We start from the raw sequence: 23,926 nt of genomic DNA, 5'->3' as shown, positions 1-23,926 counted from the left end.
TTACTCGTCGATCTCGGAACCCTCTGAGGTCGACACCTGTATTTCCCCTCGGTTGATAACCTCCTCCACGCCAAAATCCGCACGGGTCAGTTCAAAGAAGCGGACCAGTCGCGCGAGGCTTTCCTGGGAAAACGGATTGCCTCTCAAGGTGATGTTTTCAGCAATTTCCACCGGCAATTCCAGCAGGTCGCTGGGCACCTCGGTTATTGCATTCATGCTCAGGTCAGCCCAGTCGAGATCCGCCAGCTGAAGCAGGCCGTCGGGTATGTCAGTGATGCCGGTGTCGTTGAGCAGCACGGTCGACAAGTCGGGCATTTGGCTTAGATCCGGCGTGCGCCCCAACGGGTTAAAGCTCAGGTCGAGGTAATCAAGCTGCTCCATTCCCGCCAATGCACTTGCCGACTCCGCTGACAGGCTGACCCGGCAATCGGGGAGCGACAGCGAGCGCAGGCGTCCCATCTTGAACACCGAATCGGGAATGTCACCCAGGTCACACTCGCGCAGCCGCAGGCTTTTGAGGTTGAGAAAGGACTCAAGGAAACGCCCCAGGCGTGTTGCGCCCTCGGCACTGTCAACCTCAAGCGCGGAAACATGGCTGAAATCCGCACTCAAGGTCGGCAGTTCTCCATTGATGACCGGACGGACCCTGAGTTCGAACGTCGGCTCAAGTGCTTCGTTGAACTCATCCAGTTCCGACTCGCGCTGCCAGCACTTCTCGAGCGCTTGCTTGAATTCGTCGCGGTTCGTTTGCTCGGCAACGAGTTGCTCGTCGCTGAACGGTTCGCCCGTCACCGGGTCCTGCTGCGGAACATCGGCGGTCCATGCGGACAAATCGTTTTTCAGCTGGGTGAGCTCTTGTTCAAGGCGCGTCAAATAGCTGCGGCCATCCTCCAGAGTCCCCGGCAATTCGTAGACGAACTCGCTCGCCTGCTCGATTTCCATGCTGGGGTACAGCGCCTTGACCCGATCGATATCGGCTTCGGGTGCATAGACGCCCATGTCGTAGGCGGTTTCGAAGTGGTGTTGCTTGATCAATTCTCGCGCGCTGTTCGACAGCGGGTTGTTGGTGAGGTGCAGGCCGCGCTTGTCGTAAAGCGAACTCTCGAATAACCCGGCAGGCAACTCGCTGATGTGGTTGTTCATCAGCAGGAGGGTTTGAAGCTTCGGGTGTTGCAGAAGGCTGGCCGCAATCCCTGTCTGGCGGGTGTCGCTCAGGTCCAGGTGCGCCAGCTCGCTCATCGTGTCGATATGCGGCAGGGTTTCAAACGGATTTTTGTACAGGTCGAGCATGGCCAGTTGCTTCATTGACGCCAGCTTCGACCACGTGGCGGCGTCGACCCGGATGCCGCAATCGCTCAAGACCAAGGCGTGAAGGTCGGGCATTTGGCTGATGGCGTCGGGGAGGGTGTTCAGGGAAAAGCGGCGCAATTCCAGGCGGCGCAGCCCACTGAAACCTCGTAGAAACGCGGGAATGGCCTGTGCGCTGCGGGTGCCTTCCAGGGACAGCTGCGACACATGACTGAAATCGGCAGTCAACGACGGCAAGTCGCCGAGGATCGGCTCTGCAAACCTGAGCACATATTGGGTCACCCCCTCCGGTGTGTCGAAATCCCGGTCGGACTGTCGACGCCAGCTGCGCTGGATTTCCTGGGCCAGCAACCGGCGGTTGTTTCGCTCGGCTTGTTGATCCAGTTCGCTGAGCGGGCTTCCGGTTTCAGGATGGGTTGTGGGGGAATCACTGACCCAGGCGCGCAGGTCCTGATGCAGTCGGGCCAACTCCCTCCTCAAGCGTGAAAGTTCTACGCGAGCACCATCGGGATGAAGTTGCAGTGTCTGGACAATGGACTGCATTTCTTCCTGAGGCAGGTTGGGGTAAACCTCGCGAACCCGGTCGTTGAGCGTCGGTGTCTCGCGGGCGATTCGACTGTAGCCCTCGGTACCACCGGGCAGGCGCATGGTGGTCGGGTCATAGAACGGTTTCCGATGGGGATTTTTTGCAAACAGCCTGCGTAAGGCCGGTTGCTCCAGTGCGTGTTCGGCGATGCGTTGTTTAAGTGCCTGGGCATCTGTGATCGAAGGGTTCAACTTGTTGCGTTGCGCATCCGGCAGCGCCCGGAACAAGGCCTGATAAAAATCCTCCGGCGACGAATCCGAGTCTTGGTGTACGTGGTAAGTCCCGTCTTCAGCGCGAACCAGTATTTTTTGTAGGGGCGCATCGGGTTGGCCAATGCTGTCGCGCAAAGCCCCCTCGGCCGAGTAGTCCCGCACTTCGATACGCAACCCGGCTGGTAAATCGGGCAGTGAGTTCAGGCTTTGCAAGGCCAGTCGGTGGGTGTCGGTGGTGTCCAGCGCTTCGGAATAAAAACCTTCAGAGGCTCGGATGGCACGCACGGCCTCCATTGCTTTGAGCGCGGCATCCTTTAGACGCTGTGGCGTGCGGCCGTTGTGCAGCTGTTTCAGTTCTGTGCCGGACGCATTGCTCACCAGTTCCTCGGCGATATCGGTAGGTAACCCCCGCACATCATCGATCAGCCGCTGAACCCGCAGGTCATCGGTTTTTTCCAACGCGCGATAACGCAGATCGAACAGCGATTTGCGGTAATCCCGGGCCAGTTCTGCGGTCCGTTGTCTGAAGGCTGATGTTTGGGCTTGCGCTGTCGGCATTGGCGTGTCGACAGGCCAGCCGTCGTAGCCACTCAGCAGTTGATGTTGCAGGGTCGAATCAGCCTTTCGGTAGTGCTCGGGTTGATCACTGCCGATCTGCTCGATAAAGGTGTCGATGTCCCGGTTGATCTTGAAACGCTTGATCGTGTCGGTCAGCAGCGAAGGCGGGCGGTAATGTTCGACATGCATTTCGCGCACGGCGTTGTCGTGGAAACCGCTGACCCGCAGGATCTGCTCGCGCTCGGCGTTGCTGAACGACTCGACACCCTGGCCGATTCGACGCATGACCGTTTCCCGATCCCACTCCAGCGGTTGTTCCAGCTCGGTGTGCCAGGCGCCGTGGTGATTGTGCAGTAAAGAAGGCTGATAAGCATCGGCGCGGGTCGGGTGCTCAATCTGAAACGCGTTGGAGGTGCCATCGGGTTTCACGGCATACAGTTTTCCTTCCAGAGGCAGCAGCGTCTTGCCCCCGTGGCGATAGAGGCCAAGCTGATCGGGTTTGGCGCCTTCGGGCAAACGCTGTGCCTGTTCGTAAGGGGTCAGATCCGGCTTCCAGTAGCGGGTTTTTCCTTTCGGCGTTGCGACGGGTTTGAGCGGGTCGACCAGCGCGACCGCTTCGCGCGAAAGCAAACGGCTGAAGGCGCCGGCAGCGATCGCACCACCCACCGCGAATGTGCCCACCTCAACCACTGTTTCAGCGAGTGTAATCAAATGCCCGACCGCCTCTGTTTTCAGTCCTTCGGCCAGGTCTACGATGCCTTCGAAGGTTTCGTCGAGTAACTGGTAAGCCATATAACCCAGCATTATTTCGCCAAGAAACGGGACGAACGGCAATGCCACGAATGTTGCGATTTCAAGCAGCGTCGAAGCTACTTTGCTGACGGCATCCCACAAAGCCCAGCGCGCATTTCGGTCGGCGGAGGCGGTGGAGACGGCCAGCGTGCTGGCGTCGTTGAGGATCTTGTTCAGTTGGCGCTGATAGAGATAGTTCCACAGGTCCGCGCTGAACGGCGTCATTGAAAACCGCAGGTTGGGCCTGTCGATGGGTGTTTCGCGCCAGCTCGGCAGTGGGTCGCCACGCTTGTGTTGATGCCAGGTCACGTGCTGGAGGCGGCGGTTGAGATCAGCAAAAAAAGGGCCCCTTTCCTTATGCTCGACGAAGCGGCTGAAGAACGTCTGGTAGGCCGGGGCGCGTAGCTTGCGGGTCAGCTCGGTCATGAACGCCAGGGTGTTCGGGTACTCCTTGAGCGGGTGCTCGGGATCGTCGGGAATGTAGGCAATGATCCGTGTTCCCTTGCGCGCGCGCTCCAGGCTCGGCGCGAAAACGACAATCCCGGTCAGGGAGGAGGACATGAGGGTCAGGTCATGACCGTACAGCGGCTGGCCATTGAGTCGCGCCCCGGAACGACCTTCCACAAGGCGCAGGATCGAGTGATAGGCATCCTTTGGAATATCCTTGCGGATTTGAGCCATTTGTAGCGCGGCTTTGAGTGCCGTTTTATGCGAGCTGATCACCTTCGCTTTCAACATCGCGCCGGCCACCGGGTTGGTCAGCCCCAGATTGTCTTTGAGGTACGTGGTGTAGCGGGCGCCGATGTCCAGTTCCCGGCACAGCCTCACAAAGGCAGCGATGGTCAGTTTCTGTTTGACCGCCGGCAGCGTATCGAACTGCCCTGCGGGCGATGGTTCGGTAATGAACGTCGAGGCGGGCTCGTAAGCATCCGCCGCCATTTCCGATGCCTGAAAGTTATGCAAGGCGGCGTCGAGCAGCGACACGGTCCAGGTGCGCGCAGCGCCCGTCTTGATCCCGAACCAGGGCACGGCTTGTGGAATGTACAGGCGCAGGAAGGTGGTTTTAACGTCCAGTTCCAGATCAAACCGGGTTTTCAAGGCCGCGCTTAGCAACGCTTCGGCGAAGGCGCGTGCGCTTTGCAGCCTCGACAGCGTTGAGTCCAGACGATTTCGCTGGGTCCAATGTTCCTGGCTGAGCTTTTTCAGCGACTGGTGTTGCAGGGATGTCGCGGTGCCGTGCCAGTGCGGCGCGGCAAGCGAGGCGGTTTTGAGGGCATCGCGTGTCGCGGGCGAGGCTTCCAATACCCAGGTCGGCAGGTTGTTGAACAGATGATGGTAGTGATCGTCCGGTTGCGTGGCGGATTCATTGCCACCGACATTTGAAGGGCGATCGTTTTCGTGTCGACTCATGCGCTATTCCCTTAGCGTTTGGATGAGTCGCCAGCAAAACAGACGATGGCGGGGCGGGTGCGGTACATATTTACCGCACCGCTCGACAAGCCTGCCTATAACCTGTGCCGGCGGTTTAAACTGCGCCTTTGCGACCCTATATGTCGCATTGCCGTAAACCCGGCTGAAACCGGGGTTTGCGCTATAAGAAGTTGTCGCTTGGCGGCAAGGCCGGGCTGAAAACTGTCCTTACAATCCCCCCATCGCTCGCCAGTTTCCGGCGAGTGTTCCTCTTCAGGAGACTCCGATGTCCGTTGAGCACGCTGCGGTAGAACGCGCCGATTTCGACCAGGTAATGGTTCCCAACTACGCGCCTGCCGCATTCATTCCAGTGCGTGGTGCCGGTTCCCATGTCTGGGACCAGTCTGGCCGCGAGCTGATCGACTTCGCTGGCGGGATTGCCGTTAACGTATTGGGCCATGCGCACCCGGCGCTGGTCAGTGCCTTGACCGAGCAGGCGAACAAGCTGTGGCACGTGTCCAACGTGTTCACCAATGAGCCGGCCTTGCGCCTGGCGCATAAGCTGGTCAACGCCACCTTTGCCGAGCGTGCTTTCTTCTGCAACTCCGGCGCCGAAGCCAACGAGGCCGCCTTCAAGCTGGCCCGTCGCGTCGGTTTTGATCGGTTCGGCAGCGAGAAGTACGAAATCATCGCCGCGCTCAACAGCTTCCACGGCCGTACCCTGTTCACCGTGAACGTCGGTGGCCAGTCCAAGTATTCCGATGGTTTCGGTCCGAAGATCACCGGTATCACCCACGTGCCGTACAACGATCTGGCTGCGCTGAAAGCCGCCATTTCCGACAAGACCTGCGCCGTGGTTCTGGAACCGATCCAGGGCGAAAGCGGTGTGATCCCGGCTGAGCTTGAGTACCTGCAAGGCGCTCGCGATCTATGCACCGCGCACAACGCGCTGCTGATCTTCGACGAAGTGCAGACCGGCATGGGTCGCACCGGCCACCTGTTCGCCTATCAGCATTACGGCGTAGTCCCGGACATCCTGACCAGCGCCAAGAGCCTGGGCGGCGGTTTCCCGATCGCGGCGATGCTGACCACCGAAGACCTGGCCAAGCATTTGGTCGTCGGCACCCACGGCACCACCTACGGCGGCAACCCGCTGGCGTGCGCGGTCGGGGAAGCGGTGATCGACGTGGTCAATACCCCTGAAGTGCTGGCCGGCGTCAAGGCCAAGCATGCCAAGTTCAAGGCGCGCCTTGAGCAGATCGGTGAGAAGTACGGCATTTTCACCAAGGTCCGCGGCATGGGCCTGTTGATCGGTTGTGTACTGAGCGACGCCTGGAAAGGCAAGGCCAAAGACGTCTTCAACGCCGCCGAGCGTGAAGGCCTGATGATTCTGCAAGCCGGCCCCGACGTGGTGCGTTTTGCCCCAAGCCTGGTGGTTGAAGACGCAGACATCGACGAGGGCCTGGACCGCTTCGAACGCGCTGTGGCCAAGTTGACGCAAGCCTGATAGACCCTTCGGCGCCTGACATTTCAGGCGTCGAACCCAATTTTTATGCCGGACCCGCTCTTCTGTAGGAGCAAGGCTTGCCCGCGAAAGCGGCGTGTCAGACCCCTTGTTATTGGCTGACACACCGCTTTCGCGGGCATGCCTCGCTCCTGCAAGGGTTCGGCTTATTTCCCCCAAAAGAGTTACGAGAAAGGAGTGACACCATGCTGGTGATGCGCCCCGCGCAAATGGCTGATCTGGGCGAGGTACAGCGTCTGGCTGCGGACAGCCCGATTGGTGTCACTTCCTTGCCGGATGACGTTGAACGCCTGAGCGACAAGATCGCCGCAAGCGAAGCCTCGTTTTCCGCGGAAGTCAGCTTCAACGGCGAAGAAAGCTATTTCTTCGTCCTCGAAGACTCGACCACCGGCAAACTGGTCGGTTGCTCTGCAATCGTTGCCTCCGCCGGTTACTCCGAGCCGTTCTACAGCTTTCGCAATGAAACCTTCGTGCACGCCTCCCGCGAGCTGAAGATTCATAACAAGATTCACGTGCTCTCGCAGTGCCACGACCTGACCGGCAACAGCTTGCTGACCAGTTTCTACGTGCAGCGCGAGTTGGTGGGTTCGCCTTGGGCCGAGCTCAACTCCCGTGGTCGTCTGCTGTTCGTTGCCAGCCATCCGGAGCGCTTTGCCGATTCCGTGGTGACCGAGATCGTCGGTTACAGCGACGAAAATGGCGACTCGCCGTTCTGGGACGCCATCGGTCGCAACTTCTTCGACCTCAACTACGCCGAAGCCGAGCGTCTGTGCGGCCTGAAGAGCCGGACCTTCCTCGCCGAACTGATGCCGCATTACCCGATCTACGTGCCTTTGCTGCCGGACACCGCTCAAGAAGCGATGGGCCAGGTGCATCCGCGAGCCCAGATCACCTTCGACATCCTGATGCGCGAAGGCTTCGAGACCGATCACTACATCGACATTTTCGACGGCGGCCCGACGTTGCATGCCCGCGTCTCCGGGATCCGTTCGATCGCGCAGAGCCGTGTGGTGCCGGTGAAAATCGGCGAGGCGGTCAAAGGTGTCGGTCGTCAGTACCTGGTGGCCAACGCCCAGTTGCAGGATTACCGCGCTGTATTGCTTGAGCTCGATTACGCGCCGGGCAAACCCGTGACCCTGGATCTGGAAGCGGCCGAAGCCCTGGGCGTCGGTGAGGGTGCGAGCGTGCGCCTGGTGGCGGTTTAACGACTGCTTGAGTGTTTAGAAAGCAGCGAAGTTTCGCGGGTGGCGCAAGCGGCCCGTTTGAGGAGATAGCATGATCGTTCGTCCTGTACGCAGCAGCGATTTACCCGCTCTGATCGACCTGGCCCGCAGCACCGGCACCGGCCTGACCACCTTGCCGGCCAACGAAGAACGTCTGGCCCATCGGGTCGGCTGGGCCGAGAAGACCTTTCGCGGTGAAGCCGGGCGGGGCGATGCAGACTACCTGTTCGTGCTCGAAGACGATGATGGCCGCGTGGTGGGCATTTCCGCCATCGCCGGCGCTGTCGGCCTGCGTGAGCCTTGGTACAACTTCCGGGTCGGCCTGACGGTCAGCGCTTCGCAAGAACTGAACATCTACCGCGAGATCCCGACGCTGTTCCTGGCCAACGACCTGACCGGCAACTCTGAGTTGTGCTCGCTGTTCCTCCACGCCGATTACCGCACGGGCCTCAACGGCCGCATGCTGGCCAAGGCGCGGATGCTGTTCATCGCCGAGTTCCCGCAGCTGTTTGGCAACAAGATCATTGCCGAGATGCGCGGCGTGTCCGACGAAGCCGGGCGCTCGCCATTCTGGGAAAGCCTGGGCCGTCACTTCTTCAAGATGGAATTCAGCCAGGCCGATTACCTGACTGGCGTGGGCAACAAGGCGTTCATCGCCGAACTGATGCCGAAATTTCCGCTGTACACCTGCTTTCTGTCGCCAGACGCGCGCAACGTCATCGGTCAGGTTCACCCTGACACCGAGCCGGCGCTGGCCATGCTCAAGAGCGAAGGTTTCAGCTACCAAGGCTACGTCGACATCTTCGACGCCGGCCCTGCGGTCGAGTGCGAAACCGGCAAGATCCGCGCCGTGCGCGACAGCCAGGCACTGGTGTTGGCCATCGGCACGCCGGGTGATGACGCTACTCCGTTCCTGATTCACAACCGCAAGCGCGAAGACTGCCGCATCACTGCCGCGCCAGCACGCTTCGCCGCCGGTACGTTGGTCGTTGATCCGCTGACCGCCAAACGTCTTCAACTCAACGCCGGTGATCAAGTGCGCGCCGTTCCGTTGTCTGCTGCCAGGGAGTCGAAATAATGAATTCGCTATACATCGCAGGTGAATGGCTGGCCGGTCAGGGCGAAGCCTTCCAGTCGCTGAACCCGGTGACCCAGCAAGTGCTGTGGACCGGCGAAGGCGCGACCGCCGCTCAGGTTGAGTCGGCCGTGCAGGCTGCTCGTCAGGCGTTTCCGGGCTGGGCCCGTCGCACCCTGGACGAGCGCATTACTGTGCTTGAAGCCTTTGCCGCCGCGCTGAAAAACCACGCTGACGAACTGGCCCGCACCATTGGTGAGGAAACCGGCAAGCCGTTGTGGGAAGCCGCAACGGAAGTGACCAGCATGGTCAACAAGATTGCGATCTCGGTGCAGAGCTACCGCGAGCGTACCGGCGAGAAGAGCGGTCCGCTGGGCGACGCCACCGCCGTGTTGCGCCACAAGCCACACGGCGTGGTGGCGGTGTTCGGGCCTTACAACTTCCCGGGGCATTTGCCGAACGGTCACATCGTGCCGGCACTGCTGGCCGGTAACAGCGTGCTGTTCAAGCCCAGCGAACTGACGCCGAAAGTCGCCGAACTGACGGTTAAGTGCTGGATCGAAGCCGGTCTGCCGGCGGGTGTGTTGAACCTGCTGCAAGGCGCTCGCGAAACCGGTATCGCCCTGGCGGCGAACCCGGGCATCGACGGTCTGTTCTTCACCGGTTCGAGCCGCACCGGCAATCACCTGCACCAGCAATTTGCCGGTCGTCCGGACAAGATCCTCGCCCTGGAGATGGGCGGTAACAACCCGCTGGTGGTGGATCAGGTCGCAGACCTCGATGCTGCCGTTTACACCATCATCCAGTCGGCATTCATTTCCGCCGGCCAGCGTTGCACCTGTGCCCGTCGCTTGCTGGTACCGCAGGGCGCCTGGGGCGACACGTTGCTGGCGCGTCTGGTGGCGGTCAGTTCGACGATTGAAGTCGGTGCGTTTGACCAGCAACCGGCGCCGTTCATGGGCTCGGTGATTTCCCTCGGCGCGGCGAAAGCGCTGATGGATGCGCAAGAGCATCTGCTGGCCAATGGCGCCGTGGCGCTGCTGGAAATGACTCAGCCTCAGGCGCAAGCCGCGTTGCTGACACCGGGCATCCTGGACGTGACGGCTGTCGCCGATCGTCCTGACGAGGAGCTGTTCGGCCCGTTGCTGCAAGTGATCCGCTACGCTGATTTTGAAGCGGCGATTGCTGAAGCCAACGACACGGACTATGGGCTGGCGGCTGGTTTGCTGTCGGATTCCGAAGCGCGTTATCAGCAGTTCTGGCTGGAAAGCCGTGCCGGTATCGTCAACTGGAACAAGCAGCTGACCGGCGCCGCGAGCAGCGCGCCATTCGGCGGCGTCGGCGCTTCGGGCAACCACCGCGCCAGCGCCTACTACGCCGCAGATTACTGCGCGTACCCGGTGGCCTCGCTGGAAACGCCGAACCTGGTGTTGCCTGCTTCGCTTACGCCTGGCGTGAAGATGGCGTGATGTCCATCGCCAGCAGGCTGGCTCCCACAGGTTCGGTGGTGTTCACACATTTTGTGTACGACCCCATCACTGTGGGAGCCAGCTTGCTGGCGATGGCCGCGACGCGGTCTTACTGAATAGTTACTGAAGCCATAACAACAGATTCTCGTGGAGCCTCGCTGATGAAATCCTATGAAGTCAATTTTGACGGTCTAGTGGGGCCGACCCATAACTACGGCGGTTTGTCCTACGGCAACGTCGCGTCCCAGAGCAACAGCCAGCAGTCTTCGAACCCGAAGGAAGCCGCGCTGCAAGGCCTGGCGAAAATGAAAGCGCTGATGGAAATGGGCTTTCAGCAAGGCGTTCTGGCCCCCCAGGAACGTCCTGACGTTGCGGCCCTGCGCCGTCTGGGCTTCAGCGGCACCGACGCGCAAGTGATCGAGAAAGCCGCCAAAGATGCGATGCCCTTGCTGGTCGCCAGTTGCTCGGCGTCGAGCATGTGGGTGGCCAACGCCGCCACGGTCAGCCCGAGTGCCGATACTGCGGATGGCCGCGTGCATTTCACCGCTGCCAACCTCAACTGCAAATACCACCGCAGCATCGAACACCCGACCACCAGCCGCGTGCTGGGGGCGATGTTCGCTGACCAGAAACACTTTGCTCACCACGCCGCCTTGCCGGCGGTGGCGCAGTTCGGCGACGAAGGTGCGGCCAACCACACCCGTTTCTGCCGTGAATACGGTGACGCCGGCGTCGAGTTCTTCGTGTTCGGGCGCAGCGCATTCGACACCCGCTACCCGGCTCCCCAGAAGTACCCGGCGCGCCAGACGCTTGAAGCCTCGCAAGCCGTTGCTCGCCTGCACGGCTTGAGCGATGACGGCGTGGTCTACGCCCAGCAGAACCCATCGGTGATCGATCAGGGCGTTTTCCACAACGACGTGATCGCGGTAGGTAACGGCGAGGTGCTGTTCTATCACGAGGACGCGTTCCTCGACACCGAGCAGATGCTCGCTGAACTGCAGGGCAAACTTGCAAAAGTCGGTGGGAAATTCCAGTCAATTTGCGTCCCGCGTTCTGCCGTTACCGTCGAAGACGCCGTTCGTTCCTACCTGTTCAATAGCCAATTGCTGACCCGCCCTGACGGTTCGATGCTGTTGATCGTGCCGGAAGAGTGCCGTGGCAATGAACGCGTCTGGCAGTATCTGCAAGGTTTGACCAGCTCCGGCGGCCTGATCCGCGAAGTGAAGGTTTTCGATCTGAAACAAAGTATGCAGAACGGCGGTGGCCCGGCTTGCCTGCGGTTGCGTGTCGCACTGAATGAAACCGAACTGGCGGCGGTCAACCCAGGGGTTATCATGACGGCACCGTTGTACGGCACGCTGACCGAATGGGTCGACAAGCACTACCGTGACCGCATGGCCGAAACCGACCTGGCGGACCCGCAATTGCTGCTTGAGTGCCGGACGGCACTGGATGAACTGACGCAAATCCTTAAACTGGGCGCGGTTTATCCTTTCCAGATCAATTGAACGTCGAGAGCGTAAAAAACATGAGCGATACCCTGCAGCTGATCCTTGAAGACACCGACGGCACGCAACTGGAAACGTCCTGCACCCGCGTCGCGGTCCTGTGGCAAGGCAAAGAGCTGTGGATCCAGCAGGACGGCCGCGGCCAGCTGCTGATCGGCGTGGACGTTGAAGAAGGTGATGCCGAATACGCAAACCTGCTGCTGCGCCCATTGGCGACTAATCTGGTAAGTCTGCAACTGGAAATGGAACCGGCTGAAGTCGGCGACGAAGACCACGTGCACGGCCCGGATTGCGCACACGACCACTAAGGAAATCGCTCTATGCTCGCCCTCGGCAAACTGCTTGAACTGACCCTCGCCGGCCGCGAACCGGCGGAGAAGACTCAACTGACTGTCGAAGGCGTGCGCATGCGCTGGTTGAGCGAAGGTGCGCTGGAAGTCCGGCCGCCTGAGGCGCGCGACAATGGCCTGGACCTGCTGCTGTCAGCGGGTATCCATGGCAACGAAACAGCGCCGATCGAGTTGCTCGATCGCCTGTTGCATGACATCGCTCGCGGCGACTTGAAGCCGCGCGCACGCATTCTGTTCCTGTTCGGCAACCCGGAAGCGATTCGCAAAGGCGAGCGCTTCGTCGAGCAGGACGTCAATCGGCTGTTCAACGGCCGTCACGAACAAACCAGCGGCTCCGAAGCCCTGCGCGCCTGTGAACTGGAGCGGCTGGCGGCGAGTTTTTTCAGCCTGCCGGATCGCAGCCGCCTGCATTACGACCTGCACACCGCGATTCGTGGTTCGAAAATCGAGCAGTTCGCGTTGTATCCCTGGAAAGAGGGGCGCCAGCATTCACGCCTCGAGCTGGCCCGTTTGCGTGCTGCCGGTATGGAAGCGGTGCTGTTGCAGAACAAGCCGTCGATTGTGTTCAGCTCTTACACCTACGACAAGCTCGCTGCCGAGTCTTTCACTCTTGAGCTGGGCAAGGCGCGGCCGTTTGGGCAGAACGACGGTGTGAACGTCTCGCTGCTTGAAACCCGTCTCCAGCAGATTATCGAAGGCACCGAGCCTGCGGTGACCGACGAAGGCCTGGACGGTTTGCAGTTGTTCAGCGTGGCGCGGGAAATCATCAAGCACAGCGATAGCTTCCGCCTGAACCTGCCGGCGGACATCGAGAACTTTTCGGAGTTGGACGTGGGTTACGTACTGGCCGAAGACATCGCCCAGACCCGCTGGATCATCGAAGAGAAGGGCGCCCGGATCATTTTCCCGAACCCCAAGGTCAAAAACGGCCTGCGCGCCGGCATCCTGATCGTGCCCGCCACCGACGAAAACCTCGCATAACAGACACAGTAGTCCCCTGTAGGAGCGAGGCTTGCCCGCGAAAGCGATTTCATAATCAACATTGATGTTGAATTTAAAATCGCCTTCGCGGGCAAGCCTCGCTCCTACGGGGGCTGGCTCGGGGTTTAGACGGCTACCGCGCGAGGCTCGCTGCGACGCAACGCACGCATCTTGTGCAGCGTATCGGCACAGGTCTTCGCCGCTTCCTGGCCTTTATGCACGAAATGCTCGAAGAAGAACTTCTGATGCTCTTCGCCGGCATGGAAGTGGTGCGGGGTTAAAACCACCGAGAACACCGGCACTTCAGTCTCCAGTTGAACCTGCATCAGGCCGCTGATCACCGACTGGGCGACGAATTCGTGACGGTAGATGCCGCCGTCGACCACCAGGCCCGCCGCGACGATGCCGGCATAACGGCCGGACTTGGCCAGCAGCTTGGCGTGCAGTGGAATTTCAAAGGCGCCGCCGACTTCGAAGAAATCGATCTCCGATTCCTGATAACCCTGGGCAATCATTTCGGCAACGAAGCCCTTACGGCTCTGGTCGACGATTTCCTTGTGCCAGCAGGCCTGGATGAACGCAACGCGCTCGCCCTGATGGTTTTTGCTTTTGCTATCGATTGCGGTGGGTTGCATGTTCTGACTCCTGTTTATGTAAAAAACAGGGCATATGAATCGAATGGGATTTAAGGGTACGCACGCTCGCACGAATGCCTGCGGACGGCCCTTTGGCGCCAATCCCGTTCTCTCTTCATCCGGACTATGACCGTCGGCCCCGGGATCACACCGGGTCTGCTGACCTTGCCGCCAGACACCACCGAAGCCGTGTCTGTCACCAAGCGCTCGCGGGCTATGCGCATTGCGCGCAATTACCGCCGGTGGGGAGTTGCACCCCGCCCTGAGAACGTTTTGCCGCCAGATTGTTTGGCGGCGCAGCTTTTTTAACACATATTTCCTGCCTGTGCATTGCTGCTATCTGATGATTGCTATCGACTTTTTCGCTCACTTGACGGGTCTTTTCCTTCGCTTGGGGTTGATTAATCGTTGTCATGACCGCAGTAATTCCTACCTGAAAGGGATTTTCCCCTGCTTACCGAGGCCAGATTCATGAGCGTTATCGATCTTCGCAGCGACACCGTTACCCAACCGACCGCCGGAATGCTCGACGCGATGGCCAGTGCGCCCACCGGTGACGACGTCTATGGCGAAGATCCGACGGTCAACCGCCTGGAAGCGGAACTGGCAAAACGGTTGGGGTTTGCCGCTGCGTTGTTCGTGCCGACGGGCACCATGAGCAATCTGCTGGGCCTGATGGCTCATTGCGAACGGGGTGACGAATACATCGTCGGCCAGCAGGCGCACACGTATAAGTACGAAGGTGGCGGCGCGGCGGTGCTTGGCTCGATCCAGCCGCAGCCGCTGGAAGTGCAGGCTGACGGCTCGCTGGACCTGGCGCACGTCGTCGCCGCGATCAAACCGGACGACTTCCATTTCGCTCGTACACGGTTGCTGGCGCTGGAAAACACCATGCAGGGCAAAGTCCTGCCGCTGGAATATCTCGCCCAGGCACGCAGTCTTACCCGTGAACATGGGTTGCAGCTGCACCTGGACGGCGCTCGGCTTTACAACGCGGCCGTCAAGTTGGGTGTTGATGCCCGCGAGATCACACAGCACTTCGATTCGGTTTCGGTCTGCCTGTCCAAAGGCCTGGGCGCGCCGATCGGGTCGGTGTTGTGTGGTTCGGCAGAGTTGATCGGCAAGGCGCGTCGCCTGCGCAAGATGGTCGGTGGTGGCATGCGCCAGGCTGGTCTTTTGGCCGCGGCGGGGCTTTATGCGCTGGATAACAACGTTCAGCGTCTGGCCGACGATCATGCCAATGCGCAATTTCTGGCCGACGGACTGCAAAAGGCCGGTTACGAAGTCGAGCCGGTGCAGACCAACATGGTTTACGTGAACATGGGCGACAAGGCCGAGGCGATCAAGGCCTTTGCCGCCGAGCGTGGCATCAAGCTGAGCGCTGCCGGACGCCTGCGGATGGTCACGCACATGGACGTTGACCGCGCTCAAATCGAGCAGGTCGTCGCGACATTCGTCGAGTTTTCTCGCAACTGATCGCCTTGGCGGTCCAATTGACCGTTTCTATCGTATAAACACGCTGTACCCCGCGCGCTGGGCCGATATAATGCGGCCCTTTGCCGTCGCTTCGTCTGTTGACGTTTCGTACAGGCCTTTGGCCGCAGCCTCCGTGGAAGAACCTAATGAAAAGCGCAGAAATCCGTGAAGCCTTCCTTCGCTTCTTCGAAGAGCAAGGCCACACCCGTGTAGCCTCCAGCTCTTTGATTCCGGGCAACGACCCAACCCTGCTGTTCACTAACGCGGGGATGAACCAGTTCAAGGACTGCTTCCTGGGCCAGGAAAAGCGCGCGTACACCCGCGCTGTCTCCAGCCAGAAATGCGTGCGCGCCGGCGGCAAGCACAACGACCTGGAAAACGTCGGTTATACCGCCCGTCACCACACCTTCTTCGAAATGCTGGGTAACTTCAGCTTCGGTGATTACTTCAAGCGCGACGCGATCACCTACGCCTGGAACTTCCTGACCTCCGAGCAGTGGCTGAACCTGCCGAAGGAAAAGCTCTGGGTCACCGTCTACGCCAGCGATGACGAGGCCTATGACATCTGGACCAAGGAGATCGGTGTTCCGGCCGAGCGCATGGTCCGCATCGGCGACAACAAGGGCGCGCCATACGCTTCCGATAACTTCTGGACCATGGGCGATACTGGCCCGTGCGGTCCTTGCACCGAGATTTTCTACGATCACGGCGCCGACATCTGGGGCGGCCCGCCGGGCTCGCCGGAAGAAGATGGCGACCGTTACATCGAGATCTGGAACAACGTGTTCATGCAGTTCAACCGCACCGCCGATGGCGTGTTGCACCCGCTGCCAGCGCCGTCGGTCGACACCGGCATGGGCCTGGAGCGGATCAGTGCCGTGCTGCAGCACGTTCACTCGAACTATGAAATCGACCTGTTCCAGAGTCTGCTGAGCGCATCGGCCAAGGCTATCGGCTGCACCAACGACGCTCAGGCTTCCCTGAAAGTCGTGGCTGACCACATTCGTTCGTGCGGTTTCCTGATTGCCGACGGCGTGCTGCCGTCCAACGAAGGCCGGGGTTATGTGCTGCGCCGGATCGTCCGTCGCGCCTGCCGTCACGGCAACAAACTGGGCGCCAAGGGCAGCTTCTTCTACCAGATCGTAGCGGCCCTGGTTGCCGAGATGGGCGAAGCCTTCCCTGAGCTGAAAGCTCAACAGGCACATATCGAACGCGTCCTGAAAGCCGAAGAAGAGCAGTTCGCCAAGACCCTGGAGCAGGGCCTGAAAATCCTTGAGCAGGATCTGGCCGAACTCAAAGGCGACGTGGTGCCGGGCGATGTGGTGTTCAAGCTCTACGACACCTACGGCTTCCCGATGGACCTGACGGGCGACATCGCTCGCGAGCGCAACTTGACCATCGACGAAGCAGGCTTCGAACGCGAAATGGAAGCCCAGCGCGTCCGTGCCCGTTCCGCCAGTTCCTTCGGCATGGACTACAACAGCCTGGTCAAGGTTGATGTGGCCACCGAATTCACCGGTTACAAAGCCACCAGCGGTTCGGCGAAAGTTGTTGGCCTCTATAAAGAAGGCCAGGCGGTCGACGTACTGAGTGAAGGCGAAGAGGGCGTGGTCGTTCTCAATCAGACCCCGTTCTACGCTGAGTCCGGCGGCCAGATCGGCGATTGCGGTTATCTGCAATCGAGCGGTGGCCGCTTCGACGTGCGTGACACCACCAAGACCGGCGGCGCATTTCTGCACCACGGTGTGTTGGCATCGGGCAGCCTGATCATCGGTTCGCCGGTTGAAACCCACGTTGAAGCCGAGGTGCGCCACGCCACTTCGCTGAACCACTCGGCCACTCACTTGCTGCATGCGGCGTTGCGTAAAGTGCTGGGCGATCACGTTCAGCAGAAAGGCTCGTTGGTCGACAGTCAGCGCCTGCGCTTTGACTTCAGCCACTTCGAAGCCATCAAGCCTGAGCAACTGAAGGCCCTGGAAGACATCGTCAACGCCGAGATTCGCAAGAACTCCGCCGTTGAAACCGAAGAAACCGACATCGAAACCGCCAAGAAAAAAGGCGCCATGGCGCTGTTTGGCGAGAAGTACGGCGACAACGTGCGCGTGCTGAGCATGGGCGGTGATTTCTCCGTCGAGCTGTGCGGTGGCATCCACGCCAACCGTACCGGTGACATCGGCCTGCTGAAAATCATCAGCGAAGGCGGTGTTGCGTCGGGCGTGCGTCGTATCGAGGCAGTCACCGGTGCTGCGGCACTGGCTTACTTGAACGCTGCAGAAGAACAACTCAAGGAAGCGGCCAACCTGGTCAAGGGCAGCCGCGATAACCTGATCGACAAGCTGTCGGCTGTGCTGGAGCGCAACCGTCTGCTGGAGAAGCAACTCGAGCAGTTGCAGGCCAAGGCGGCCAGCGCGGCGGGCGACGATCTGTCGGCTTCTGCCCTGGACGTCAAAGGCGTGAAAGTGCTGGCCGTGCGTCTGGACGGTCAGGACGCCAAGGCGCTGCTGGCGCTCGTCGATCAGCTGAAAAACAAACTCGGCCGCGCAGTGATCCTGCTCGGCAGTGTCCATGAGGAAAAGGTCGTTCTGGTTGCAGGCGTAACCAAAGACCTGACTGGCCAACTCAAAGCCGGTGATTTGATGAAGCAAGCCGCTGCGGCAGTGGGCGGGAAGGGCGGTGGTCGTCCAGACATGGCGCAAGGCGGTGGTACTGACGCTGGCGCACTGGACGCGGCACTGGCCCTGACGGTTCCATTTGTAGAGCAGGGTTTATAAGGCAGGGTGTCCGGCCCGTCGTCTAGTGGCGGGCGGGAACGCTGTTTGAGTGATTATTTGGGCGCCCTTCATGGGCAGAGGCGGCTTTGAAATGGCTTTGATCGTACAGAAATTTGGAGGCACCTCAGTCGGCACTGTCGAGAGAATCGAGCAGGTCGCCGACAAGGTTAAGAAATTCCGCGATGCCGGCGATGACCTGGTGGTTGTCCTGTCGGCAATGAGCGGCGAAACCAACCGTCTGATCGATCTGGCCAAGCAAATCAGTGGTGATGGCCAACCGGTTCCGCGTGAGCTGGATGTGATCGTTTCCACGGGCGAGCAGGTGACGATTGCACTGTTGGCCATGGCGCTGATCAAGCGCGGCGTGCCTGCGGTGTCTTACACCGGCAACCAGGTGCGGATTCTGACGGACAGTGCGCACAATAAAGCGCGTATCTTGCAGATTGATGACCAGAAGATTCGCGGTGATCTGAAGGCAGGTCGTGTGGTAGTTGTCGCCGGTTTCCAGGGCGTCGACGAGCATGGCAACATCACCACCCTCGGTCGTGGCGGTTCCGACACCACCGGCGTGGCGCTGGCGGCGGCCTTGAAGGCCGACGAATGCCAGATCTACACCGATGTCGATGGCGTCTACACCACCGACCCGCGTGTGGTGTCCGTGGCCCAGCGCCTGGACAAGATTACCTTCGAAGAGATGCTGGAAATGGCCAGCCTCGGTTCCAAGGTGTTGCAGATCCGTGCGGTGGAATTCGCCGGCAAGTACAACGTTCCGCTGCGCGTACTGCACAGCTTCAAGGAGGGTCCGGGCACCCTCATTACTATTGATGAAGAGGAAACCATGGAACAGCCGATCATTTCCGGCATCGCTTTCAATCGCGATGAAGCCAAGCTGACCATCCGTGGCGTGCCAGACACCCCGGGCGTTGCATTCAAGATTCTCGGCCCGATCAGTGCCGCGAACATCGAAGTCGACATGATCGTGCAGAACGTTGCGCACGATAACACCACCGACTTCACCTTCACCGTGCACCGCAATGACTTCCAGGCCGCACAAACCGTGCTGGAAAACACCGCTCGCGAGATCGGTGCCCGTGAAGTGGTCGGTGACATCAAGATCGCCAAGGTCTCGATCGTCGGCGTCGGCATGCGTTCTCACGCAGGCGTGGCCAGCCGCATGTTCGAATCCCTGGCGAAAGAAAGCATCAACATCCAGATGATCTCGACGTCGGAAATCAAAGTCTCCGTTGTGATCGAAGAGAAGTATCTGGAACTGGCTGTGCGCGCTCTGCACACAGCTTTCGAACTGGACGCACCGGCCCGAACAGGCGAGTGATGCGTTTGCCAAAGGGCGCGGTCTGACCGCGCCCTTTGTCTTTTTTGAATGGCGCGACCCAGGAACTGTTCTTTTGCTCGCGCTGGTCAATACTCAGGCATGTAGGGCTGCGATCGTTTTCCGGTTGTAGGTCGAGTGCCTTTTTTTTGCAGACTGTTGTCCCTGAAATGAAATGCGTGAGGAGAAAGGTATGCTGATTCTGACTCGTCGGTGCGCAGAAAGCCTGATTATTGGTGATGGCGAAATCACCGTGACCGTGCTCGGCGTCAAAGGAAATCAAGTGCGTATTGGCGTTAACGCACCTAAAGAGGTTGCGGTTCACCGTGAGGAAATCTACTTGCGGATCAAGAAAGAGAAGGACGACGAACCAAGCCATTAATTTTTATCGTTTTTTATGTTTGCAAACGGGGAAGAAGCTGGTTAATATACGCCCCGTGTTGCGGAGAGCTGGCCGAGTGGCCGAAGGCGCTCCCCTGCTAAGGGAGTACACCTCAAAAGGGTGTCGGGGGTTCGAATCCCCCGTTCTCCGCCATTATTTGCGTAGTACGTTGTAATCTGGCTTTTTCGGTAAGTGTTTGAAATTACTAGAAAAAGTGCTTTACATAGAGATTAGACGGCCTATAATGCGCGGCAACAAATGCACTCGTAGCTCAGCTGGATAGAGTACTCGGCTACGAACCGAGCGGTCACAGGTTCGAATCCTGTCGAGTGCACCATTTAAGAGTTGTTTGCAGCAATGCAAATGACTTGGCTCCAACCAGTTGTGATCTGGTATAAAAACACAAATGCACTCGTAGCTCAGCTGGATAGAGTACTCGGCTACGAACCGAGCGGTCACAGGTTCGAATCCTGTCGAGTGCACCAAACACCAAAAAGCCCGCGTTTAACGCGGGCTTTTTGCCGTCCGGGATTTGGCTTTTCCCTTTGTACATCCTTTCTCGTCGAACTCCACATGTGCGCTGCGACCTCGCTTGAGTTCGTAGCGGTAGCTTGTTGCGGAATTCCTGATACTGATCTTGTCCGGCTTGCCCAGGGCGCTCTCGACGTCCTGTTGTGTCATGCCCGCGACTATCCGTTGATTGATGATTGCTTCGCGACGTTCCTTGGCGGTTATCAGGTTTGCGCACTTGTCCTCAGTCTGGCCGACAATGGTTGGCTCCTTCCTTCCGGTTTTCGTCGAGGGTGTCTCCCGAACGTCAGCCTCAGGCATGAGCGCTATCGCGTTGCCGGGCGTGAAAGTGCGCACCTCTTGCTGCGAGAAGCTTTCACCCTCCGCGCAACTCAGGGTTGTGAAGGTGAGGCGACCGTCGGGTGCTTCGCAACGGTGAAGGATGGTTGCCTGCAACCGGGGTGAAAGGCAGAGCAGGGCAAGCAGTAAAAAATAAAAGGCAATCGATGGCATTAAACGTCCTCCATGACGGTCCATGTCAGGGTAGCCGCTACATTTTTCGATGAGGGTGTGTTTTCTTTTCAGAATGAGTCGTCGCAGTTGGAGAGATCAGGACTGCGCTCAGCTTTGTCTTGCAACCGCTTGTTTCAGCCATGATTTTTTGACGTTTAAAACCGTCGGGCGGTGTATCATTGCGCCCGTCAGCCCCGCCGGGGCTTGTGGAATACCTCCATGGACTTACCCAGTAGTTACTCAGTATCCCGTTTTTCCAATCATGAATTGACTGATTGATCCTTCCGGCGTGCCCCGCTGCTGGGAGTGGAGTTCGCCTATGTCTGAAGTAGAAGTAAAGAAAACGCAGGAAAGCTTGCAGGACCGCCTCGCTCAAGTCGTTGAGCTGCTGCAGCGCCAGCGGGTGGTCGAAGACCTGACTCATCGCCAGGAAGGTCCGCATCACGACCGGGTCGAGAACCTGGTACACCGGCAAAACCTCGTCGAGCTGCAACGCAAGCTCGATGATCTGCACTCCGCCGACGTTGCCTACATCCTTGAAGCCTTGCCGCTGGACGATCGTCTGACGCTCTGGCAATTGGTCAAGGCTGATCGCGACGGCGACATTCTCCTCGAAGTATCCGACTCGGTTCGTGAAACCCTGATCGCCGACATGGACGATCACGAGCTCCTGGCTGCGGCCAAGGACATGGACGCCGACGAACTTGCTGACCTGGCTTCCGAGCTGCCGCGAGACGTCGTCCACGAACTGATGGAAACCCTCGATGGTCAACAGCGTGAGCGCGTCCGCTCCGCGTTGTCCTATGACGAGGAGCAAGTCGGTGCGCTGATGGACTTCGAGATGGTGACCATCCGTGAGGATGTCAGTCTCGAAGTCGTCTTGCGTTATCTGCGTCGTCTCAAAGAGCTGCCGGGCCACACCGACAAACTGTTTGTGGTCGACTACGACGGCGTGCTCAAGGGCGTGCTGCCGATCAAGCGTTTGCTGGTCAACGATCCGGAAAAGCAGGTTTCGGAAGTCATGGCCAGCGACCCGGTGAGTTTTCACCCGGACGAAGATGCCTACGACGCCGCTCAGGCGTTCGAACGTTACGACTTGATCTCGGCGCCTGTGGTCGACAAGAACGGCAAGCTGATCGGCCGTCTGACCATCGATGAAATGGTCGACCTGATCCGTGAAGAGAGCGAAAACGAAGTACTCAACATGGCGGGTCTGCGCGAAGAAGAAGATATCTTCGCTTCGGTCTGGAAATCCCTGCGCAACCGTTGGGCCTGGCTGGCGGTCAACCTGATCACCGCGTTTATCGCATCCCGGGTGATCGGCCTGTTTGAGGGCTCCATCGAAAAACTGGTGGCACTGGCGGCATTGATGCCGATCGTGGCCGGTATCGGTGGCAACTCGGGCAACCAGACTATCACCATGATCGTTCGAGCCATGGCGCTGGACCAGGTGAGCACCGGCAATACCTCGCGATTGATGCGCAAGGAGCTGGCCGTCGGTTTGATCAATGGCCTGGTCTGGGGGGGCGTGATTGGCGTTGTGGCCTATCTGCTTTATGGCAGTTGGTCCCTCGGGGTGGTGATGACCGCCGCCATGACGCTTAACTTGTTGCTGGCGGCGTTGATGGGGGTCTTGATCCCGATGACTCTGGCGCGGCTTGGGCGCGATCCGGCGATGGGTGCCAGCGTTATGATCACTGCCATGACTGACAGCGGCGGGTTCTTCATCTTCCTCGGGCTGGCAACGATTTTCCTGCTCTGACTTGCCTGCTTTAAGAAACCCGCCAATTCGGCGGGTTTTTTATGGCCGAATTTCAGGCAAAAAAAAGCCAGCGATTATGCTGGCTTGGCTTTCGGGTCGAATCAGGAAGCGTCTGCGGCCATTTCGGCGTCATGGGCAATCAGCGAAACAAGAGCATTTTGCTGACGATGGGAGAGTTGGCGGAAGCGTTGCAGCAGTTCACGTTCGTGCAATGACAGCTCCGGGCTGTCCAGGCGCATGCTCAACTCTTCGCCCAGTGCACCTTCCTGAATAAGACTCTGCTCAAGGCGCGCAATGATTTCGGAGTTCATGCTGCGATGATGATTGCGAGCCACCTCGGCAATGCGTTCACGCATTCCGTCTGGCAGACGTACGACGAACTTGTCAGCCGTACGGCTGGAATAAATTGCCTGTTTCAATGGGCGCATATATTTAACCGGTTAGTTCAGGGGAGCGGTTCTCGGGATTGGCCGCAGGATGTCTGATAGGACAAGCTCTCTGGCCAAATGTTCAACCTGAATTGATAGAGGCTCGCATCATGCCTCAAAGCAGCCAGATCATTGGCGTCAATTCTGTGACAAATATTGAGCTGGGTAAAGGCGTTATGCCAGCACCTTTATCGAAAATGTGGACTGGTTAGAAAACTTTGGTCCCTGCCCGTATCGCTGACCACGTGCTCTTCCCGTCAGGTGATGCCCGAAGACGCCTGAAGGTGCATGCTACGCGGATTCGATCCTTGGTCCTTACCTTATACAGGATAGTGGCAAATGGCCGATTTACTAGTGGCAGACCCGCACAGGGGGGGGATTCAGGATGGATGGCAGGCTGATTTACTTGATGGGGCCTTCCGGATCCGGCAAAGACAGCCTCATCGAAGCGGCTCGACAACCTTTACGCTCGATAAACGGCGAAGTGGTACGACGGGTCATTACGCGTTCGGCTGAATCCGTAGGCGAAGATGCCATCGGAGTCTCTCGCGAGGAGTTCGAACAACGCCGCGACAAGGGTGACTTTGCGCTGTCGTGGCACGCTCATGGCCTGGATTACGGCATTCCGGTCCAGATCGACCATTGGCTGGAAGAAGGTCGTCATGTCTTGGTCAATGGCTCTCGTGGCCACCTGGCCGAGGCACTGCAACGCTACCCGACATTGTTGCCGGTGCTGTTGACGGTCCAGGATGAGGTATTACGCGAGCGACTGATGAAGCGAGGCCGTGAGAGCCTTGCAGAAATTGAAGCCAGATTGCGCCGCAACAGGTTATTTACAGCGGAGGATCCTCTCGGTGATTCGCAGATCTACCGACTCGACAACTCTGGCGAGATTGCCGTCACCGTCGCCAATCTTCTGAAATTGCTGAACGTCAGCGCAGAACCGGATCGAATTTGATTTTGCGTCCGATAATCAGCGCCAGCACGAATAACGCGCCGAAAACGCCGCAGGCGATCAGGGGTACGGTGGCAACCGTGTCCGGGACCAATGACAGATGAAGAATGCCGCTCAGTAAGGCAAGGATCAAAAATCCTGCGGCTGATTTGGACATTGCTGTGCTC

The 23,926-nt window shown here is 59.1% G+C and carries 18 protein-coding genes, 3 tRNA genes and 1 riboswitch; of the genes, 16 read left to right on the top strand and 5 right to left on the bottom strand.

The features are described from left to right. Positions 1-4,866 (bottom strand): dermonecrotic toxin domain-containing protein, encoded by a 4,866-nt coding sequence (locus tag JIO00_RS22065; RefSeq protein ID WP_200666834.1) that lies wholly within the window; start codon positions 4,864-4,866, stop codon positions 1-3. Between the two features lie 286 nt (positions 4,867-5,152). Between JIO00_RS22065 and JIO00_RS22060 the strand changes: the two genes are divergently transcribed. The 7 genes from JIO00_RS22060 (at position 5,153) to astE (ending at position 12,997) form a co-directional block, all read left to right on the top strand. Then, the gene (locus JIO00_RS22060; protein ID WP_010457244.1) at positions 5,153-6,373 is read left to right on the top strand and encodes an aspartate aminotransferase family protein; all 1,221 of its coding nucleotides are present in this window, start codon (positions 5,153-5,155) and stop codon (positions 6,371-6,373) included. 203 nt (positions 6,374-6,576) lie between these two features. Further along, on the top strand, positions 6,577-7,596 hold the full coding sequence (gene aruF, locus JIO00_RS22055; protein WP_010457242.1) for an arginine/ornithine succinyltransferase subunit alpha: 1,020 nt from the start codon (positions 6,577-6,579) through the stop codon (positions 7,594-7,596). Positions 7,597-7,666: 70 nt separating this feature from the next. After that, positions 7,667-8,692: an arginine N-succinyltransferase gene (gene astA / locus JIO00_RS22050; protein ID WP_010457241.1), complete on the top strand. Its 1,026-nt coding sequence runs from the start codon at positions 7,667-7,669 to the stop codon at positions 8,690-8,692. After that, the gene (astD, locus tag JIO00_RS22045; RefSeq protein WP_167362295.1) at positions 8,689-10,158 is read left to right on the top strand and encodes a succinylglutamate-semialdehyde dehydrogenase; all 1,470 of its coding nucleotides are present in this window, start codon (positions 8,689-8,691) and stop codon (positions 10,156-10,158) included. Before astA ends, astD begins: the two co-directional genes overlap by 4 nt. Positions 10,159-10,319: 161 nt before the next feature. Further along, positions 10,320-11,666, top strand: coding sequence for an N-succinylarginine dihydrolase (gene astB / locus JIO00_RS22040; RefSeq protein WP_200666832.1), 1,347 nt, complete (start codon positions 10,320-10,322; stop codon positions 11,664-11,666). Positions 11,667-11,686: 20 nt separating this feature from the next. Then, a complete protein-coding gene (locus JIO00_RS22035) occupies positions 11,687-11,974 on the top strand; it encodes a hypothetical protein (RefSeq protein ID WP_010457234.1) in 288 nt (95 codons plus the stop codon). Between the two features lie 12 nt (positions 11,975-11,986). Continuing rightward, on the top strand, positions 11,987-12,997 hold the full coding sequence (astE, locus tag JIO00_RS22030) for a succinylglutamate desuccinylase (protein WP_010457232.1): 1,011 nt from the start codon (positions 11,987-11,989) through the stop codon (positions 12,995-12,997). A gap of 125 nt (positions 12,998-13,122) precedes the next feature. Here the strand turns inward: astE and JIO00_RS22025 are convergent, their stop codons facing one another. Beyond that, positions 13,123-13,632 carry a 6,7-dimethyl-8-ribityllumazine synthase gene (locus tag JIO00_RS22025; RefSeq protein ID WP_007943897.1) on the bottom strand — a complete coding sequence of 170 codons (510 nt, stop codon included), beginning with the start codon at positions 13,630-13,632 and terminating at the stop codon, positions 13,123-13,125. Between the two features lie 102 nt (positions 13,633-13,734). Next, positions 13,735-13,906, bottom strand: a riboswitch (FMN riboswitch). Between the two features lie 197 nt (positions 13,907-14,103). On the opposite strand from JIO00_RS22025, the gene ltaE reads away from it, so the two are divergent. The 7 genes from ltaE (at position 14,104) to JIO00_RS21990 (ending at position 20,076) form a co-directional block, all read left to right on the top strand. Further along, positions 14,104-15,108 (top strand): low-specificity L-threonine aldolase, encoded by a 1,005-nt coding sequence (ltaE, locus tag JIO00_RS22020; RefSeq protein ID WP_083375933.1) that lies wholly within the window; start codon positions 14,104-14,106, stop codon positions 15,106-15,108. Between the two features lie 146 nt (positions 15,109-15,254). Beyond that, positions 15,255-17,879: an alanine--tRNA ligase gene (alaS, locus tag JIO00_RS22015; protein WP_010457228.1), complete on the top strand. Its 2,625-nt coding sequence runs from the start codon at positions 15,255-15,257 to the stop codon at positions 17,877-17,879. 91 nt (positions 17,880-17,970) lie between these two features. Further along, the gene (locus JIO00_RS22010) at positions 17,971-19,212 is read left to right on the top strand and encodes an aspartate kinase (protein ID WP_008033100.1); all 1,242 of its coding nucleotides are present in this window, start codon (positions 17,971-17,973) and stop codon (positions 19,210-19,212) included. A 190-nt stretch (positions 19,213-19,402) separates the two neighbouring features. Then, the gene (gene csrA / locus JIO00_RS22005) at positions 19,403-19,591 is read left to right on the top strand and encodes a carbon storage regulator CsrA (protein ID WP_003178872.1); all 189 of its coding nucleotides are present in this window, start codon (positions 19,403-19,405) and stop codon (positions 19,589-19,591) included. 62 nt (positions 19,592-19,653) lie between these two features. Further along, positions 19,654-19,744: transfer RNA gene (locus tag JIO00_RS22000), tRNA-Ser, on the top strand. Between the two features lie 107 nt (positions 19,745-19,851). Beyond that, positions 19,852-19,928, top strand: a tRNA-Arg gene (locus tag JIO00_RS21995). Between the two features lie 71 nt (positions 19,929-19,999). Continuing rightward, positions 20,000-20,076 (top strand) — tRNA-Arg (locus JIO00_RS21990). Between the two features lie 19 nt (positions 20,077-20,095). Here JIO00_RS21990 and JIO00_RS21985 read toward each other — a convergent pair. After that, complete coding sequence (locus tag JIO00_RS21985) at positions 20,096-20,614, bottom strand: cell envelope protein SmpA (RefSeq protein ID WP_083375934.1); 519 nt, start codon at positions 20,612-20,614, stop codon at positions 20,096-20,098. Between the two features lie 319 nt (positions 20,615-20,933). On the opposite strand from JIO00_RS21985, the gene mgtE reads away from it, so the two are divergent. Continuing rightward, positions 20,934-22,376: a magnesium transporter gene (gene mgtE / locus JIO00_RS21980; protein ID WP_010457218.1), complete on the top strand. Its 1,443-nt coding sequence runs from the start codon at positions 20,934-20,936 to the stop codon at positions 22,374-22,376. Positions 22,377-22,477: 101 nt separating this feature from the next. Here the strand turns inward: mgtE and JIO00_RS21975 are convergent, their stop codons facing one another. Beyond that, entirely contained in the window at positions 22,478-22,804 is a 327-nt protein-coding gene (locus JIO00_RS21975) for an Arc family DNA-binding protein (protein WP_003178899.1), read from the bottom strand. Positions 22,805-23,189: 385 nt separating this feature from the next. On the opposite strand from JIO00_RS21975, the gene phnN reads away from it, so the two are divergent. Further along, positions 23,190-23,762: a phosphonate metabolism protein/1,5-bisphosphokinase (PRPP-forming) PhnN gene (gene phnN / locus JIO00_RS21970; protein WP_083375935.1), complete on the top strand. Its 573-nt coding sequence runs from the start codon at positions 23,190-23,192 to the stop codon at positions 23,760-23,762. On the opposite strand, the gene JIO00_RS21965 is transcribed toward phnN, so the two are convergent. Then, entirely contained in the window at positions 23,737-23,916 is a 180-nt protein-coding gene (locus JIO00_RS21965; protein WP_010457208.1) for a PA3371 family protein, read from the bottom strand. The genes phnN and JIO00_RS21965 overlap by 26 nt on opposite strands. Positions 23,917-23,926 lie beyond the last annotated feature (10 nt).

The organism is Pseudomonas sp. SW-3 (genome assembly GCF_016615645.1).
Classification (GTDB): Bacteria; Pseudomonadota; Gammaproteobacteria; order Pseudomonadales; family Pseudomonadaceae; genus Aquipseudomonas; species Aquipseudomonas mandelii.
This window is presented reverse-complemented; position numbering and strand designations above follow the sequence as displayed.